Consider the following 18,171-nt stretch of genomic DNA (forward strand, 5'->3'; position numbering starts at 1 on the left):
CCTCATCGTTGCCCGAGGTTCGAGCACGTTTTGCTCCCCCGCGCCGCTACGTTCTCGACGACGTTTCCGATCTCAAGCGACACCACCACGCTCGCGAATTTGCGGCCATGCGAGCTTCATGTAGTAGAGCATCGACCAGATCGTCAGGAACGCGGCCAGATAAATCAGCCATAGGCCCCACACGCGCGTATCGACCGTGATGCCGGCGCCGAGCCGCAACGGACCGTAGAACAGCAGCATCGGAATCGCGATCATCTGGCACGCGGTCTTGAACTTGCCGAGCGAGTTGACCGCGACGCTCTTCGACGCGCCGATCTGCGCCATCCATTCGCGCAGCGCCGAGATTGCGATTTCGCGTCCGACGATCACCAGCGCAATCGCCGAATCGATCCGCGACAGTTGCACGAGTACGAGCAGCGCGGCCGTCACCATCAGCTTGTCGGCGACCGGATCGAGAAATGCGCCGAACGCGGAGGTCTGATTCCATTTGCGGGCAAGAAAGCCGTCGAACCAGTCGGTGAGCGCGGCCAGAATGAAGATCGTCGCGGCCGCGAGGTTGCGGTGCGCGGGACTCATCATCATGTCGGGCAGATAGAACACACCGACGACCAGCGGAATCAGCACGATTCGCAGCCAGGTCAGGAAGATCGGGAAATTAAACGGCATGTGGGCAGGCGCAGCGTCGGACGAGTGAGTTGCAATTGTGCCGTGTCGCCGTGCCTGCCACAAGCAAGCCGGCGCGGCTGTGCAAGCGGCCGACTCGAGCCCGGCGCATGCCGCGCGCGGCGGGGCCGGACGGCGCTGGATGCTTCGACCCGTTCACGCGCCGCCGGACGAAGCGGCGCGCGGCGCGCCGCGAGTCACCGCGAGGCGAAGCTCAATGCAGCTGCCGGTAGATCTGCTCGGCCAGCGCCTGCGAAATGCCTTCGACGCTCGCGAGATCCTCGACGCTCGCGGCCACCACGCCGCGCAATCCGCCGAAGCGCGCGAGCAGCCGCTGACGCCGCTTCGCGCCGACCCCTTCGAGTTCCTCGAGCCGCGAGGTCTGGCGGGTCTTGCCGCGCTTCGCGCGCATGCCGGTGATCGCGAAGCGGTGCGCTTCGTCGCGGATCTGCGCGACCAGCATCAGCGCGGCGCTTTCCTTGCCGAGTTCGAGCGGCGTGCGGCCGTCGGCGAAAATCAGCGTTTCAAGGCCAACCTTGCGGCCCTCGCCTTTCGCGACCCCGACCAGCATGCCGGTATCGAGCCCGAGTTCGGTGAACACCTGGCGCGCAATTTCAACCTGCCCCTTGCCGCCGTCGATCAGCACGATGGTCGGCAGTGTGCCGCCGGCAGCGGCCGGTTCGGCCGCATCGGCGGCGAGCGACGGCTCGGCGGCCGCGTCGCCTGGCGATTCGGCCGCTGCGTCGGCGGCATTGGCGGCGGCTTGCTCGACCATCTTCTCGTAGCGGCGCGTCAGCACCTGGCGCATCGCCGCGTAGTCGTCGCCGGGCGTGATGCCGGTGATGTTGTAGCGACGGTACTCCGACGACTGCATCTTGTGATGGTGATAGACCACGCACGACGCCTGGGTCGCCTCGCCCATCGTGTGACTGATGTCGAAGCATTCGATGCGCAGATGCGCGAGGTCGTCGCACTCCATCCCGAGCGTGTCGGTCAGCGCGCGCGTGCGGGCCTGCTGCGAGCCCTGCTCCGACAGCAGTCGCGCGAGCGCGAGCCGGGCGTTCTGCTCGGCCATCGCGAGCCATGCGCGGCGTTGGCCCTGCGGCTGACGCAGCACGGTCACCTTGTGGCCCGCCTGTTCGGTCAGTACGTCGACCAGCTCACGCGCGGGTGCGTGGCTGACGACCAGCACCGGCGGCACGCGATTGCCCAGGTAGTGCTGCGCGATGAACGCTTCGAGCACCTCGGCTTCGATGCCGCCCGGCGCGCGGCCTTTGCGGCGCTGCGTGGCAGGGGCGGATGCGTCGGGCGCGGTCGGTTCTGCGTCTGTGGCGTCGAGGCCGGCGTCTTCGAGGTCGGCGTCTTCGTCTTCCGCCGGCATGTCCCGCGCGATCGCGAGCGCATCCGCGGCCGCCGCTGCATGCGCCGCGTCGTTCACACGCGCTTCGGCCTGCACCACCGGCACCGGCGCGCCGGCCGCGCCCGCGTTAGCGTCGGCGTCGGCGTCGGCGTCGCCGTCTTCCAGCCCGCCTTCGTCGGCGGTCAACGCGCTCTCCACATGAGTCGGGAAATACGCTTTATCACCGAGATGCCGGCCGCCGCGCACCATCGCGAGATTCACGCACACGCGGCCGCCCAGCGCGACCACCGCGAGAATGTCGACGTCGCTGTCGCTGCCGACTTCGATCGCCTGTTGATGCAACACCGTCGACAGCGAACTCATCTGGTTGCGCACCGCCGCCGCCTGCTCGAACTTCAGCTCGCTCGCGAACGCGTGCATCTTCTGCTCGAGCTCCTTCATCACCTCGCCCTGGCGGCCGAGCAGAAAGCGCGCTGCGTTGCCGACATCGCGCGCGTAATCCTCTTCGCTGATATTGCCGACGCACGGCGCGGTGCAGCGGCCGATCTGATGCAACAGACACGGCCGCGTGCGGTTGTTGAACACCGAGTCCTCGCAGGTGCGCAACTGGAATACGCGCTGCAGGATCTGGATGCTCTCGCGCACCGCCCACGCGCTCGGAAACGGACCGAAGTACTGGTTCTTGCGATCGACCGAGCCGCGGTAATACGCCATGCGCGGAAACTTGTGGCCGGTCAGCTTCAGATACGGATACGACTTGTCGTCGCGAAACAGGATGTTGTAGCGCGGCGCGAGCGCCTTGATCAGATTGTTTTCGAGCAGCAGCGCCTCGGCCTCCGAGCGCGTGACGGTCGTCTCGATGCGCGCGATGCGCGTGACCATCATCGCGATGCGCGGCGACAGCTGGGTCTTCGTGAAGTAGCTCGAGACGCGCTTTTTCAGGTCGCGCGCCTTGCCCACGTAGAGCACCGCGCCGCCGGTGTCGTAGTAGCGGTACACGCCGGGCAGATGCGGCAGTTGGGCGAGCACTTTTTTCGGCTCGAAAGCGTCGGTTGCTGCGGATTCGGTCATGCGGGGTCGTTTGGGTGGGACGGTGTCGCGCTCGGTGTGGCTCGGTGTCGCTTAGTCTCGTCGTTGTCTCGCAGAGGCGCCGGGCGTGGCATCGCGGTCGCTCATCGGGCAACGCACCTGGCGGCCCGCTCGTCGTGCCGCAGTCGTGCTCGAAGCGCTGGGAACGGTCGCGCGCGATCGCGAGCGAGGCTATAGAATCGCCAGTTTAGATCATTCCGCGTGGCTTCGAACCCGCTTCGCGTCGCCGAAGCCGGCCGCTGCCCGAACCGCCATGTCCGCCGTCCCGCCCGCTTCCGGAACCCCCGCCGCACCCGCCAGCCCGGCCGGTCTCGCCACCCCGATCGCCTGCGATATCTTTTGCGCGGTCATCGACAACTTCGGCGACATCGGCGTGTGCTGGCGTCTCGCGCGCCAGCTCGCCGGCGAGCACGGCTGGCAGGTGCGGGTATTCGTCGACGATCTGCATGCGTTCAGGAAGCTGTGCCCGTCGCTCGACACCACTCGCGCGCGTCAAACACTCGACGGCATCGTCATCGAACACTGGCACGAACCGGCTCACGCCGGCGACACGCTCGAAGTCGCCGACGTCGTGATCGAAGCGTTCGCGTGCGAGCTGCCGCCGGTCTACATCGCCGCGATGGCCGAACGCCCGCGCGCGCCGTTGTGGCTGAACCTCGAATACCTGAGCGCCGAAGACTGGGTCGCCGACTTCCATCTGAGGCCGTCGCCGCATCCGCGCTATCCGCTCAGCAAGACGTTCTTCTTCCCCGGGCTCGGCCCCGGCACCGGCGGCGTGCTGAAAGAGCAGCAACTCGACGCGGCGCGCGCCGCATTCGAAGCGTCGGCCGATGCGCGCGCCCACTGGTGGCGCACCAGCACCGGCCACCCGCCGCCGCCCGCCGACGCAACGGTTATCTCGCTGTTCGCATACGAGACTCCGGCCGTCGACAGCCTGCTCGAACAATGGCGCGACAGCGCGAGCCCGATCGTGCTGCTGGTCCCCGAAGGCCGCATTTCCGGCGCGCTCGCGCGCTTTTTCGGGCTGCCGTCGTTCGCGGCGGGCAGCCACGCGACGCGCGGCAACCTCACCGCGCACGCACTCGCGTTCACCGACCAGCCCGGCTACGACGCGCTGCTGTGGGCCAGCGACGTCAATTTCGTGCGCGGCGAGGATTCGTTCGTGCGCGCGCAATGGGCCGCGAAGCCGTTCGTCTGGCACATCTATCCGCAAGCCGACGATGCCCATCTGCCGAAACTCGACGCCGCGCTCGCCCACTACACCCGCACGCTGCCGGCCGCCGCACGCGGCGCGCTCGAGCGCTTCTGGCACGCGTGGAACGGCAATGGTCAAGCGGACTGGGCGCAATTCCAGCGCCATTACCCGCTACTGAAGCAACGCGCCGCCGGCTGGGCGGCCGAACTCGCGCAAGTCGGCGATCTCGCTGGAAATCTGACCTCGTTCGCAAAAAGTCAGTTAAAATAAGCGGTTATCCAACGGCCGACGACGCAAGCGCGGCCCGATCCGGCAGCACACTCTTGGTCAGCCAGGCTGGCCCGTCCCCCAGTGGAAAACGTCACGCGCGCCCCAACCTTCGGAGCCGGCACGCGAATGTCAAAAAAGGGACGTAGCGTAGTGGCTTCCCGGATCGGCGCCACTCGTGTACACGCCCGCACAGGGTAAAAATCAGGTAACGGACAGGTGGAATGGCCGGGCACCGGCGGGCTGCGTCAGGCGGTCCCCACCCGGGTTTCCGCCGCGGGCCGACCCCGTTTTGCGCATCCCCGACAGCATCGCCGTTTCGACACGGCGCGCGGCTGGCGGTAAGCGAAACGCCGAAACCGCTTGCGCCGTATGCCGTTGAGCAACATTTAGCTACTTATCTCGTACAGGACAGTTTTATGAAGACCGCACAGGAACTCCGCACCGGCAACGTCGTGATGATCGGCGCTGACGCCATGGTCGTGCAGAAGGCCGAATACAACAAGTCGGGCCGCAACTCGGCCGTCGTCAAGATGAAGTTCAAGAACCTGCTAACCGGCGCAGGCATGGAAACCGTGTACAAGGCGGACGACAAGTTCGACGTCGTCGTGCTCGAGCGCAAGGAAGTGACGTACTCGTACTTCGCCGACCCGATGTACGTGTTCATGGACGCCGACTACAACCAGTACGAAGTCGAAGCCGAAATGATGGGCGACGCGCTGCACTACCTCGAAGACGGCATGGCTTGCGAAGTCGTGTTCTACAACGAGAAGGCGATCTCGGTCGAACTGCCGACCACGCTGGTGCGCGAGATCATCTACACGGAACCGGCCGTCAAGGGCGACACGTCGTCGGGCAAGGTGCTGAAGAACGCCAAGCTGAACACCGGCTTCGAACTGCAGGTGCCGCTGTTCTGCAACATCGGCGACAAGATCGAAATCGACACCCGTACGCACGAGTACCGCAGCCGCGCGTAAGCGCCTACGCGCAACCGCACAGCACCCCGCCAGCGCCGGCACTCCGCCGGCCTGCTTAAGAAAGCGCCCACCTTGGGCGCTTTTTCTTTTCCGTCTCCTTCGCCATGGTTCAGGAAAACTTTACCGGCGTCTGTCTCAAAATTACTATGGCGCAGCGGTGCATTTCGCCCTCTCCAGCAAGCAAGTCATTGATCCGCATCAACAAAGGCTTTTGGCACGGTCTCTGCTTACTTCAGAAGAAGCTAGCATCGCTTATTTCCAAATTCGGGAGGCACCGTGAACCACGACATCGCAGAAGGCAAGTGGAAACAGCTGGTCGGCAAGGCGAAGGCCGCATGGGGCGAACTGACCGATGACGAACTGACCAAGGCCGAAGGCCGCGCCGACCGGCTTGCCGGTCTGATCCAGGAACGTTATGGCAAGACCCGTGAGCAGGCCGAGCTGGAAGTGCGGCGGTTCTTCGATAGCAACCGGGATTTCTGACAGAGCCGGTGCAGGAACTACAGGCAGCGCCGCCGCGACCGCCATGCGCGGCCGGAAGGCGGGCTGTCGTTGCGCCGTTCAGTATCCACTGTACCGTCCTGTCGTCGAGCCCCAGAGCCTGCGCCGCGCCGCTGACCGAGCGGCGTCCCGGGTATTTCATTCATTCATAAAATTGCGCTCGCCATGCCACACGCACTGATTGTTGAAGACGATCCAAACAGCCTGTCCGGCCTGTCCGCGATACTGGCGGCCGACGGCTTTTCCGTCGATACCGCGACCACGCTCGCCGAGGCCCGCACGGCGCTGACGCGCTTCATTCCGGACGTCGTGCTGGTCGACCTGAACCTGCCGGACGGCAGCGGCCTCGATCTGCTGCAGCATCTGCCCGCCCATCCGCCAGGCGGCGCGTTGCCGGTGATCGTGATGACCGGCAACGCGACGGTCGAGAGCGCGATCGAAGGTCTGCGGCACGGCATCTGGGACTATCTGCTCAAGCCGGTCAATATTCCGCGTCTGCGCAGCCTGCTCGCGCGGATCCCGCGACCGTACGAACTGACCGAGGAAGTCCAGACGCTGCGCGCGTCGCTGCGTCAGTTGGGCCGCTTCGGCTCGATGCTCGGCCGCAGCAGCGCGATCCAGCACGTGTACGACACGATCGAGCATCTCGCGCCGACCGAAGCCGCCGTGCTGATCTGGGGCGACGCCGGCACCGGCAAACAGGTCGCCGCACGCACCCTCCACGAGATGAGCCGGCGCCGCAAGGGTCCGTTCGTCACGTTCGACTGCCGCAGCGCCGCGGTTGCCGCGCTGAACCGCTCGCTCGACAGCGTGATGTTCGGCCACGAACGCGGCGCGTTCGGCGGCGCCGAGCAGCGCGAGCCGGGGCTGTTCGAACAGGCGAGCGGCGGCACGCTGTTCATCAACGAGATCTGCGAGCTGCCGCGGGCGCAGCAGGAAGCACTACTGCGCGCACTCGATTCGCAGACCTTCATGCGCGTCGGCGGCACCAACCAGGTCGTCACCGACTTCCGGCTGGTCGCATCGACCCGCAAATCGCCGCGCTCCGCGGTCGAGGACGGCAGTCTGCATCGCGATCTCGCGCAGCGCCTCGAAGCCGCAGCGGTGACGCTGCCGCCGCTGCGCGAGCGCGGGGACGATCCGGTGCTGATCGCCCAGGCGGTCATCGACGAAATGAATCAGGAAGCGAGCGCGCGCGGCACCGCCGAGACCGCGAAACAGGCCGGGCCAAACTTCCTGCGCGAATGCCTCGCGTACGACTGGCCGGGCAACGTGCGCGAATTGCAGGAACGAGTGCGGCGCGCCTATCTGGCCTCGGGCGACGTGATCGAATCGTTGCGCGCCGACGAAGCGGGCACCGCGAACGGCCGCGACCTGAACGGCAGCCGCGTGCAAGTGACGGTCGGCACGCCGCTCGCGGACGTCGAGGAAATGCTGATTCGCGCGACGCTCGATGCGGTCGGCGGCACGCGGCATCGTGCGGCGTCGTTGCTCGGGATCAGTCCTAAGACGCTGTATAACAAGCTGCAGCGGATGCGCTTGAACTGAGTCTGGATCGCGCTGCCTGTGCGCGAGCGGCGAGCGGCGGGCAAACTGCCTGCTGCGGACAACGACGAAAAAATGGCGCCTTGAATTGCTTCAAGGCGCCATTTTCTTTCTCATAGCCGTTCTTCAGCCCAGCGAACTTCGCAGCAGCGCCTGCGCCCGCACATAGCGCGGCTCGGCCATCAGCTTGTCCCACGTGAGCGCCTTGCCGCGCGGCCGCATGCGCTGCAGACGCCGTCGCGATTCGTCCGACGGCGTAAAGCGCAGCGCGTCGAGCACCTTCTCCGCTTCGTGCGGCTGGTTGCAGATCACCACCATGTCGCAGCCGGCCTCCAACGCGGCGGTTGCGCCTTCGGTCAGCGTGCCGCCCTGGCGCGCGGCTTCCATCGACATATCGTCGGTGAAAATCGCGCCGTCGAAGCCGAGCTTGCCGCGCAGGATGTCCTGCAGCCAGACGCGCGAAAAGCCGGCCGGTTTCGCGTCGACCTGCGGATAAACGACGTGCGCCGGCAGCACCGCGCCGAGCGACAGACCGAGCCAGTCGTACGGCGCGGCGTCGTTGCCGAGAATCTCGTCGAGCGGGCGTTCGTCGACCGGTACCGCGACGTGCGAGTCCGCGTGCGCGAAGCCGTGCCCCGGGAAGTGCTTGCCGCAATTGCTCATGCCGGCCAGCGCGAGGCCGTGGTTCAGGCTCTTCGCGAGCAACGCAACGACGCGCGGATCGCGATGGAACGCACGATCGCCGATCACCTGCGAGTGGCCGTAATCGAGATCGAGCACCGGCGTGAAACTCATGTCGATATCGCACGCGCGCAGTTCCGCGGCGAGGATATAACCGACCGCGGTCGCGACCTTGGTCGCGAGCAGCACGTCGCGATCCCACAGCGCGCCGAGCTTGCCCATCGACGGCAGCACCGTGAAGCCGTCGGTGCGAAAGCGCTGCACGCGGCCGCCCTCGTGATCGACGGCGATCAAGAGATCCGGGCGAATTTCGCGGATCGCCCCGGTCAGCGCGACCAGCTGCGCGCGGTTCTCGTAGTGGCGCGCAAACAGGATCACGCCACCGGTCATCGGGTGAGCGAGGCGTCGTTTATCGTCGCGATCGAGCGTTTTGCCGACCACGTCGAACATCACCGGTCCGGTTCTGAATTTCATCGAATTCCGCTGCAAGGGAGTGTGAAGCAAAGACGAACCCGCGCCGCTAGCGGCCGGTTCAAGGTTTTATTCGGTCGCCGATTGCGCGGGCGATGCGTGCGGCGCGCTCGCCTGCGTCACCGGTTTCGAGTCAGGCGCCGCGCCGGTTTCCGCGATCACGAACGACACCGCGTAATCACGCTCGTCGCTGATGGTCACGCGCGCGGTGATGCCGCGCGCGTCGAGCCAGTCGGCCAGCTCGCCAGACGCGACTACCATCGGCTCGCCGCTCGGCTTGTTCAGCGTCTGCAGCGCGCGCCACGTCATCGGCCAATGCATGCCGAGACCGATCGCCTTCGAAAACGCTTCCTTCGCCGAGAAACGCGTGGCCAGAAACGCGAGGCCGCGGGCCGCCGAGCGCGCATGGCGCGCGTGATAGACCCGCAACTCGTCGGGGCCGAGCACCTTTTCCGCGAAGCGGCCGTTGGTGCGGGTCATCACCGCGGCCACGCGGCTGACCTGCACGATGTCGGTACCGATGCCGTAGATCGCCATGCCTGCGCCCCCGCGTTGCGGCTGGATCAGGCGCGCGCGCCGAGACGCGCGGCGACCATGATCGCCTTCATCTCGCGCACCGCGTTGTCCCAGCCTGCGAAGATCGCGTGCGCGACGATCGCGTGACCGATATTCAGTTCGACGATGCCGTCGATCGCCGCGATCTGCTGCACGTTCGTGTAGTGCAGACCGTGGCCCGCGTTGACCTTCAGGCCGAGCGTCGCGCCGAATTCGACCGCGCGCACGATGCGCTCATATTCGCGCTGCTGCTCGGCCCGGTCGTGCGCTTCCGCGTAGCGGCCGGTGTGCAGTTCGACCACCGGCGCGCCCGCTTCGTGCGCGGCGCGAATCTGCGTTTCGTCCGGGTCGATGAACAGCGACACGCGAGAGTTCGCGTCGGCGAGCTGACGGCATGCGGCGCGCACCGCGTCGAACTGGCCGGCGACGTCGAGACCGCCTTCGGTCGTCAGCTCCGCGCGCTTTTCGGGCACGAGGCAGACGTCGTGCGGCTGCACTTCGCAGGCGATATCGAGCATTTCCTGGGTGACCGCGCACTCGAGATTCATACGCGTTTTCAGCAGCGGACGCAGCTTGCGCACGTCCGCATCGACGATATGGCGGCGGTCTTCGCGCAGGTGCAGCGTGATCGCGTCGGCGCCGGCCTCCTCGGCCATCAGCGCGGCGCGGATCGGATCGGGATAGGCGGTGCCGCGCGCATTGCGCAGCGTGGCGACGTGATCGATGTTGACGCCGAGGTCGATCACGGTCGGCGAGGTAAGAAAGAAGCTCATAGATTCTGCAGGTCGATCAGGATCTGGCGGGTCGCAAGCGGCGTACCGCCGAGATAGGTGTTGAGCAGAAAGCGCATCAGCGTTTTGCTTTGCGCGACGGTCTGCGCTCGATGGTAATCGTCCTGTTCCATATCGAGCAAGGTTTGCCCGGATACGACCGGCCACTGCGCGGGCCATTCGTCGGAGGCCTCGCGTACGCCGCGCTCGGGATCGAACACGTAGCGCCCTTGCGCAACGACTGCCTTGCGCGCGACCGTGCGATCCAGCGCCATTGCGTAGCCGGTCTCGCGCAGCAGCACGCGTTCGAACGAGCGCAGTACCTGAACCGGCGGTTCGTCGTGAGCGAGACGGGTGAGTGTGACGAGGTAGTGATGGAACAGTTGCGGATGCGGGTCTTCGCGCGCGCAGAACTTGACCAGCAACTCGTTCACATAGAAGCCGCACAGCAGCGCGTCGCCGGTCAGCGGCAGCATCCCGCCGACCCATTCGGCGCCGGTCAAGGTACGGACTTCGGATTTGCCGGACCACGCGAGCGCCAACGGCTGGAAAGTTTGCAGCACGCCGCGCAGCGCCGAGTGCGGCCGCTTCGCGCCCTTCGCGACGAGCGCGAGACGGCCGTGATCGCGCGACAGCACGTCGATGATCAGGCTGGTCTCGCGATATGGGTAGCTGTGCAGCACGAAAGCGGGCTGCTCGGTGATCCGGTAGTCGGATGCGGAAGTGCGCGGCGCGCGGCGCGGGGGCGCCTTGCGCGGCTCGCCGCTGCCGGTGTCGGCGGGCGACGTGGTGCTGCGGGCTCCTTTTGCGGCGGATTTTTTTGCGCTACGCGCGGGCCGCGACGGTTCCTGCTCCGGGTCGTCCGGAGCAGCGTCGGAATTGAGCGTCATCCACGCGTCATTCGTACCCATACGCACGAAGCCCGGCTTCGTTGTCGGCCCAGCCGCTCTTCACCTTGACGAAGGTTTCCAGGTACACCGGACCGTCGAACAGCTTGGCCATGTCGAGGCGCGCCTCGGTGCTGATCTGCTTGAGCTTCGCGCCCTTCTGGCCGATGATCATCGCCTTGTGGGTATCGCGATCGACGAGGATCGTCGCGAAGATACGGCGCAGCCGGCCTTCGGTTTCGAACTTGTCGATCAGCACGGTGCTCGTGTACGGCAGTTCGTCGCCGGTCCAGCGAAACACTTTTTCGCGCAGGATTTCGGCGGCGAGGAAGCGCTCGCTGCGATCGGTCAGGTCGTCCTCGCCGTAGATCGGCTCGCCTTCCGGCAGGAACGGCTTGATGGTCGCCATCAGACGCTTGATGTCGTCGATATTCTTCGCCGACAGCGGCACGATCTCGTTGAACTCGCGCAACGCGCTCATCTGCTGCATGAACGGGTACAGCGTCGCTTTGTCGTTCACCCGGTCGAGCTTGTTCGCGATCAGCAGCGTCGGCACGTTCGCCGGGATCAGGTCGAGCACCTTCTGATCGTCGGCGCCGAAGCGGCCGGCTTCGATCACGAACAGGATCGCGTCGACCGACGTCAGCGTCGAGGTGACCGCGCGGTTCAGCGAGCGGTTCAGCGCGCCGCTGTGTTTGGTCTGGAAACCGGGCGTGTCGACGAACACGTACTGCGCGTCGTCGATCGTGTTGATACCGGTGATGCGATGGCGGGTGGTCTGCGCCTTGCGCGACGTGATGCTGACTTTCTGGCCGACCAGCGCATTCATCAGCGTGGACTTGCCGACGTTCGGGCGGCCGACGATCGCGACCATGCCGCAGCGAAAACCAGTGGGAGTGGGAGCGTTCATATTCGGACTACGGCAGGTTCGGTTCGGCGCGCCGGAGAGGGGCGCCGCGGGAAATCAATGGCCCGCGTCGGCGACGCGCGTTTGCACCGCGTCGGCAACGCTGGGGTCGTGTTCGGCGGGTGCCGGGGCTACCGCGGCAACCGGCGCGGCTGCGGCGGTTACGCCCGTAGCGGCTGCGTCCGACGTAGCTTCGCGGCTGCGCTGACGGTCCGTGCCGCGGGGTGCGGAGGCGGCTTCGGATTTGGAATCGTGGGCTTTGTCGGCGGGCTTTTCAGCGGACTTGTCGGCTGGATGGGCGGCGCTACGCTCGACCTTGTCGGCGCGCTCCGCCTTGTCGTGCCCGCTGTATTCGACGTGCGCGGCGCGGATCACCGCGAGCGGCGCACCACTGGCGCCCGGCGCGACGCGTTCGGCGGCGGGCTTGTCAGCAGCGGTTTTTTCGGGGGCCGGCTTGTCGGCGTGCGCCTCCGCGGCACCGCTCGCGCGCCCTTCCCCACGCAGCGCGCCGCGCTCATTCTTGCGATCGGGCGTGCGCAGATCCAGCGCGGTCTGCACGCCGGTCACACCCGGCACGATTTCCTGCTCGGTGTTTTTCGCGGCGCGCGCGCCCTTCGAACGCTTCGGCTTCGCGACTACGGCAGGCGCTGCGGCCATCACCTCGTCGAGCGCCTTCTTCGCAGCCGCCTGCTCCGCGGCGCGACGGCTCGCGCCGGACCCGGATACCTTCACGTCCAGTTTCGGAACCGTGCACTCGACTTCGAACTGCTGATTGTGCGCCGCACCATGCGTCGCGACGACGGTGTAGGTCGGCAGCGCGATCTTGTGGCCTTGCAGATACTCCTGCAGCAGCGTCTTCGCGTCCTTGCCGAGCGTGCGCGGGTCGATATGGTCGAGAATCGGTATGTAGAGGCGCTTGATGACCGTCTGGGCGGCTTCGAAGCCGCCGTCGAGGAAGATCGCGCCGAGTACTGCCTCGAGCGTATCGGCGAGGATCGACGGCCGGCGGAAACCGCCGCTGCGCAGTTCGCCCTCGCCCAGCCGCAGCCCCTCGGAGATATTGAGTGCCTGAGCGATTTCGTAAAGCGACTGCTGTTTGACCAGATTCGCGCGCACCCGCGACAAGTCGCCTTCGTCGAGCTTGCCGAAACGTTGGAACAAAAGCGCAGCCACCGCGCAATTCAGAACGGAGTCGCCGAGAAATTCGAGCCGTTCGTTATGCGTGGCGCTATGACTGCGGTGTGTTAAAGCCTGACGCAACAATTCCGCATTGCGAAATTCGTAGCGCAAACGGCTTTCCAACGGAGATAGAGGCATGGGCAGAGTATAACGCGGGCGCCTGACCCGGCGGAAACGCGGGGCGCCGGCGGAAAAAGCGTCGTAAAGCGACGTTACCGCGAGTTCTTAAAGTAGCGTAGCAACACGCCGCGATCGAGATAACCGGATGCCGGTTATTCGCGCGGCGTGTCTGAGGCAATCACGAGATGATCGTCATGCGATCAATCACCTGACTCACTGGAATGTGCCAATCCGTTTCAGATCGCTGAAGTTCATCCAGATGAAAAACGCCCGGCCAACGATATTGCGATCCGGCGCGAAACCCCAGTAACGGCTGTCCGCGCTGTTGTCGCGGTTGTCGCCCATCATGAAGTAATTGCCCGGCGGCACTTTGCAGATCACACCGCGCGCGTTGTACGTGCAGTTGTCGCGATACGGAAAATCTTCCGCGCCGACGATAAACGGCGGCACCGCCGGATTGTTCAGAATCGCGTTCTTGCGGCCGTCGATCTCTTCCATAAACTGCTTCGCGTAGCCGAGCCGTTCTTCGTCGAGATAGTCGGGCAGCGGCGTCTGCGGCACCAGCTTGCCGTTGATCGTGAGCCTCTTGTCCTGATACTCGACCACGTCGCCCGGCAGGCCAATCACGCGCTTGATGTAGTCGACCGATTCATCCTTCGGATAACGGAACACCACCACGTCGCCGCGTCGGACCGGACGGCCTTCGGTGATCCTGGTATTGGTGATCGGCAGACGCAGCCCGTATTCGAACTTGTTCACGAGGATGAAGTCGCCCACCAGCAGCGTCGGCACCATCGAACCCGACGGAATCTTGAACGGCTCGACCACGAACGAGCGCACCACGAACACCACCAGAATCACCGGGAAGAAGCTCGCCGTATATTCGAGCCACCACGGTTGACGCAGCTTGTCGTCGCGCAGACGCGCACGCGTTTGCGTGGCGTTTTCATCGGCGAAACGCTCGCCGACGCGAGCCTGTTGACGATCGAATTCGGCGACTGCGGCTTCCGCCGCGCGGCGTCGTGCCGGTAGGAAAACCAGTTTGTCCGCGACCCATGCGACGCCCGTCAAAACGACGAGCACAAAAAGAATCAGCGCAAAATTCATAGGGTTCCGTTATTCAACTTATTTGTCTTCGACACGCAGAATCGCGAGGAAAGCCTCTTGCGGAATCTCGACCGAGCCCACCTGCTTCATTCGCTTCTTGCCTGCCTTCTGCTTTTCGAGCAGTTTCTTCTTACGCGTAATATCGCCGCCGTAGCATTTTGCCAGCACGTTCTTACGCAACGCTTTAATGTTTTCGCGCGCAATAATATTCGAGCCGATGGTCGCCTGCACCGCTACGTCGTACATCTGACGCGGAATCAGTTCGCGCATTTTCGCCGCCACCTCGCGGCCGCGATACTGGCTTTGCGAACGGTGCACGATCACCGACAGCGCGTCGACTTTGTCGCCGTTGATCAGCATATCGACCTTCACGACGTCTGACGCGCGGTATTCCTTGAACTCGTAGTCCATCGACGCGTAGCCACGCGAGATCGACTTCAGGCGGTCGAAGAAATCGAGCACCACTTCGCCCATCGGAATTTCATACGTGAGCTGAACCTGGCGGCCGTGGTACTGCATGTTGATCTGCGTGCCGCGCTTTTGCGTACACAGCGTGATCACCGCGCCGACGTAGTCTTGCGGCATGTACAGATTCACGGTAACGATCGGCTCGCGCACTTCTTCGATCTTCGACGGCTCCGGCATCTTCGCCGGGTTCTCGACCATCAGCGTGGTGCCGTCGCGCTGCACGACCTCGTAGACCACGGTCGGCGCAGTAGTGATCAGGTCCATGTCGAACTCGCGCTCGAGACGTTCCTGCACGATCTCCATATGCAGCAATCCGAGGAAGCCGCAACGGAAGCCGAAGCCGAGCGCCTGCGACACTTCCGGTTCGTACTGCAGCGACGCATCGTTCAGCTTGAGCTTTTCAAGCGAGTCGCGCAGCGCGTCGTACTGATTCGCCTCGACCGGATAGAGACCCGCAAACACCTGCGGCTTCACTTCCTTGAAACCGGGCAACGGTTCCGACGCCGGCTGACCGACGAGCGTTACCGTGTCGCCGACCTTTGCGGCCGCGAGTTCCTTGATGCCGGCGATAATGAAGCCCACCTGGCCGGCCGACAGCACTTCGAGATTCTTCGACTTCGGCGTGAACACGCCGATGTGTTCGACCGGATACTGCGCGCCGGTCGCCATCAGGCGGATCTTGTCCTTCGGACGCAGCGTGCCGTTGACGATACGCACCAGCATCACGACGCCGACGTAATTGTCGAACCACGAGTCGATGATCAGCGCCTGCAGCGGCGCGTTCGGATCGCCCTTGGGCGGCGGCACCTTGGCGATCAGCGCTTCCAGCACGTCCTCGACGCCGAGACCGGTTTTCGCGCTGCAATGCGTTGCGTCGGTCGCGTCGATACCGATCACGTCCTCGATTTCGGCGATCGCGTTTTCCGGGTTCGCCGCCGGCAGGTCGATCTTGTTGAGCACCGGCACCACTTCGACGCCGAGTTCGATCGCCGTGTAGCAGTTGGCGACGGTTTGCGCTTCCACGCCCTGACTCGCATCGACGACCAGCAGCGCGCCTTCGCACGCGGACAGCGAGCGGCTGACTTCGTACGAGAAGTCGACGTGGCCCGGCGTGTCGATCATGTTCAGGTTGTAGACGCGCCCATCGCGTGCGCGATAGGTCAACGCGGCGGTTTGCGCCTTGATGGTGATGCCGCGCTCGCGCTCGAGATCCATCGAGTCGAGCACCTGTGCTTCCATCTCGCGGTCGGACAGACCGCCGCAAATCTGGATGATGCGATCGGCGAGCGTCGACTTGCCATGGTCGATGTGCGCAATGATCGAGAAGTTACGAATATGATCCATTCAGTGCCGATCAAGCGAAAAGGCGCGCCCGGACAATAGCGGAGCACGCCTTGTAAGTAGGTGAAAACCTATCTATTTTAGCCGAAAAGGCTATCGGCCGGCGTATCTTGCGAAGGCCGGACCGCTAGACAGCGCAGAAGATGCGAGAAATTCAGCGCAAGCACAGGCAAATTCGCGCGTGAATCAATGCGCGCGGCACGTGCAAGCGCGGATGATGAAGCGAAGCCAGACAGAACCAGCGAGCCGCGAGGTACAAAGCCGCATCATGGCGCCGCCGCGCGCCGCGCATAGGCGGTCAATGCGGCCCGCACGCGCGCTTCGTCGAGATGGTAGTGACACAGTTCGACGCCCTCGCACAGCAGAACCGGCACCAGCTCGTTGTAACGCGCTTCGAGTAGCGGATCGGTGTCGACGTCGACGACCGTCACCTGCGCGCCGAATTCGACCAGCAACGGCTCGAGCGCGGCACGCATGTCCTCGCACAAATGGCACCACGCGCGCCCATAGAGCGTGAGCGATGCCATGCCCGTCATTTCTGCGCGCGCGGACGGATCGGCACGAACTGCGTGTTCTCGCCGCGGCGGACCAGCAGCGCAACCATCTTCTGCGGATCCAGATGCGAGGTCAGCTCGTCGAACTGCTTCGCGCTCGTGACGTCCGTGTCGCCGACCCGCAGGATGATGTCGCCCTTCTGCAGCCCGACCCGCACAGCCGGTCCATCGACCGCGTCGATCTGCACGCCGTTGTGAATCTTCAGCGCTTTTTGCTGATCAGCCGGAATGTCGCTGACGGCGATGCCGAGCGCATTGGTCGCGCGCTGCTTCGGCGCCTGTGGCTTCTTCTGATCGGCCTTCGCGACCTTGTCGGCCTGCATTTCGACAATCGTGACCGGCAACTCGTGCGTCTGACCCTTGCGCCAGACGGTCAGCGTGGTCTTCGTGCCCGGCTTCGTATCGCCGACCATGCGCGGCAGATCCGTCGCGGTGTCGACCGAATGGCCGTTGAACTTCAGGATGATGTCGCCCGGCTGCACGCCGGCCTTGTCGGCCGGGCCGCCCGGCTCGACGCTGCTGACCAGCGCGCCCTGCGCCTTCGGCAAACCGAGCGAGTCGGCGACGTCCTTCGTCACTTCGCCGATCGCCACCGCGATGCGGCCGCGCACCACCTTGCCCGAGCTCTTCAGTTGATCGGCGACGCGCATCGCTTCGTCGATCGGAATCGCGAACGAAATACCCATGAAGCCGCCGGTACGGCTGTAGATCTGCGAGTTGATGCCGATCACCTCGCCCTGCATGTTGATTAGCGGACCACCCGAATTGCCCGGATTCACCGCCACGTCGGTCTGGATGAACGGCAGGTAGTCGCCGGTATCGCGCCCCTTGGCGCTGACGATGCCGGCCGTCACCGTATTTTCGAGCCCGAACGGCGAACCGATCGCGACGACCCATTCGCCGACGCGCACCTTGTTCGAATCGCCGATCGTGATGGTCGGCAGGTTCGATGCGTTGATCTTCACGACCGCGACGTCCGTGCGGTCATCGACGCCGATCAGCTTGGCCTTGAATTCGCGCTTGTCGGTCAGCGTCACGTAAATGGTGTCCGCGTCGTCGACGACGTGCGCGTTGGTCATCACGTAGCCGTCCGCCGACAGGATGAAGCCCGAGCCGACCCCGCTATTCTGTTCAGGATCGTTGCTGTCCGGCGTATCCTGGCCACCGCCACCGCCACCGCCGCCACCACCGTTATCGCCTCCCCGCGGCGTACCCGGGGAGCCAGGCGATTGCGGCGACTGCGGCAAAGGAATGCCGAAGAACCGGCGGAAGAACTCCGACATATCACCATCGTCCATTCCGGGCGGCAGGCCGCCACGGGAACTGCCGCTCGACACACGGGTGGTCGTGCGAATGTTGACGACCGCCGGGCCGACCTTGTCGACGAGGTCCGTGAAGTCAGGCAGATTGGCGGCGGGAGCCGCCGACGCCATATGCGGTACGAGCGGCAAACAAGCCGCTACCAGTACGGCCGCGAGGAATTTGCGCACCGAAAAAGTCGTCATATCGTCACAAGCCGAGGGATTTCAGGATT

General features: G+C 64.8%; 16 protein-coding genes. 4 read left to right on the forward strand and 12 right to left on the reverse strand.

The features are described 5' to 3' along the window. Positions 1-72: 72 nt before the first annotated feature. Positions 73-666 (reverse strand): CDP-diacylglycerol--glycerol-3-phosphate 3-phosphatidyltransferase, encoded by a 594-nt coding sequence (pgsA, locus tag LJ656_RS20425; protein ID WP_230511187.1) that lies wholly within the window; start codon positions 664-666, stop codon positions 73-75. 211 nt (positions 667-877) lie between these two features. Beyond that, positions 878-3,094 carry an excinuclease ABC subunit UvrC gene (uvrC, locus tag LJ656_RS20430; protein WP_230511188.1) on the reverse strand — a complete coding sequence of 739 codons (2,217 nt, stop codon included), beginning with the start codon at positions 3,092-3,094 and terminating at the stop codon, positions 878-880. 271 nt (positions 3,095-3,365) lie between these two features. On the opposite strand from uvrC, the gene earP reads away from it, so the two are divergent. The 4 genes from earP to LJ656_RS20450 all read left to right on the forward strand — a co-directional run bounded on the left by earP (position 3,366) and on the right by LJ656_RS20450 (position 7,600). Then, complete coding sequence (gene earP / locus LJ656_RS20435) at positions 3,366-4,577, forward strand: elongation factor P maturation arginine rhamnosyltransferase EarP (RefSeq protein ID WP_230511189.1); 1,212 nt, start codon at positions 3,366-3,368, stop codon at positions 4,575-4,577. A gap of 416 nt (positions 4,578-4,993) precedes the next feature. Further along, positions 4,994-5,551, forward strand: coding sequence for an elongation factor P (gene efp, locus LJ656_RS20440; protein ID WP_062127804.1), 558 nt, complete (start codon positions 4,994-4,996; stop codon positions 5,549-5,551). A 276-nt stretch (positions 5,552-5,827) separates the two neighbouring features. Then, on the forward strand, positions 5,828-6,034 hold the full coding sequence (locus LJ656_RS20445; RefSeq protein WP_230511190.1) for a CsbD family protein: 207 nt from the start codon (positions 5,828-5,830) through the stop codon (positions 6,032-6,034). Between the two features lie 183 nt (positions 6,035-6,217). Continuing rightward, complete coding sequence (locus tag LJ656_RS20450; protein WP_230511191.1) at positions 6,218-7,600, forward strand: sigma-54-dependent transcriptional regulator; 1,383 nt, start codon at positions 6,218-6,220, stop codon at positions 7,598-7,600. 123 nt (positions 7,601-7,723) lie between these two features. Here the strand turns inward: LJ656_RS20450 and nagZ are convergent, their stop codons facing one another. The 10 genes from nagZ to LJ656_RS20500 form a co-directional block, all read right to left on the reverse strand. Beyond that, a complete protein-coding gene (gene nagZ / locus LJ656_RS20455) occupies positions 7,724-8,752 on the reverse strand; it encodes a beta-N-acetylhexosaminidase (protein ID WP_230511192.1) in 1,029 nt (342 codons plus the stop codon). Between the two features lie 66 nt (positions 8,753-8,818). Next, the gene (acpS, locus tag LJ656_RS20460) at positions 8,819-9,286 is read right to left on the reverse strand and encodes a holo-ACP synthase (protein WP_230511193.1); all 468 of its coding nucleotides are present in this window, start codon (positions 9,284-9,286) and stop codon (positions 8,819-8,821) included. Between the two features lie 26 nt (positions 9,287-9,312). Then, the gene (gene pdxJ / locus LJ656_RS20465; protein WP_230511194.1) at positions 9,313-10,077 is read right to left on the reverse strand and encodes a pyridoxine 5'-phosphate synthase; all 765 of its coding nucleotides are present in this window, start codon (positions 10,075-10,077) and stop codon (positions 9,313-9,315) included. Beyond that, a complete protein-coding gene (gene recO / locus LJ656_RS20470) occupies positions 10,074-10,985 on the reverse strand; it encodes a DNA repair protein RecO (protein ID WP_230511195.1) in 912 nt (303 codons plus the stop codon). The genes pdxJ and recO overlap by 4 nt, the downstream gene beginning before the upstream one ends. Continuing rightward, entirely contained in the window at positions 10,972-11,871 is a 900-nt protein-coding gene (era, locus tag LJ656_RS20475) for a GTPase Era (protein ID WP_230511196.1), read from the reverse strand. The genes recO and era overlap by 14 nt, the downstream gene beginning before the upstream one ends. 54 nt (positions 11,872-11,925) lie before the next feature. Next, positions 11,926-13,185, reverse strand: coding sequence for a ribonuclease III (gene rnc / locus LJ656_RS20480; protein ID WP_230511197.1), 1,260 nt, complete (start codon positions 13,183-13,185; stop codon positions 11,926-11,928). Positions 13,186-13,380: 195 nt separating this feature from the next. After that, entirely contained in the window at positions 13,381-14,274 is an 894-nt protein-coding gene (lepB, locus tag LJ656_RS20485) for a signal peptidase I (protein WP_230511198.1), read from the reverse strand. A gap of 18 nt (positions 14,275-14,292) precedes the next feature. After that, positions 14,293-16,086 (reverse strand): translation elongation factor 4, encoded by a 1,794-nt coding sequence (gene lepA / locus LJ656_RS20490; protein ID WP_230511199.1) that lies wholly within the window; start codon positions 16,084-16,086, stop codon positions 14,293-14,295. Between the two features lie 263 nt (positions 16,087-16,349). Further along, a complete protein-coding gene (locus LJ656_RS20495; protein WP_230511200.1) occupies positions 16,350-16,619 on the reverse strand; it encodes a glutaredoxin family protein in 270 nt (89 codons plus the stop codon). Beyond that, entirely contained in the window at positions 16,616-18,142 is a 1,527-nt protein-coding gene (locus LJ656_RS20500; protein ID WP_230511201.1) for a DegQ family serine endoprotease, read from the reverse strand. Before LJ656_RS20500 ends, LJ656_RS20495 begins: the two co-directional genes overlap by 4 nt. Between the last annotated feature and the right edge of the window lie 29 nt (positions 18,143-18,171).

This window comes from Paraburkholderia sejongensis, assembly GCF_020880815.1.
GTDB classification, from domain to species: Bacteria; Pseudomonadota; Gammaproteobacteria; order Burkholderiales; family Burkholderiaceae; genus Paraburkholderia; species Paraburkholderia sejongensis.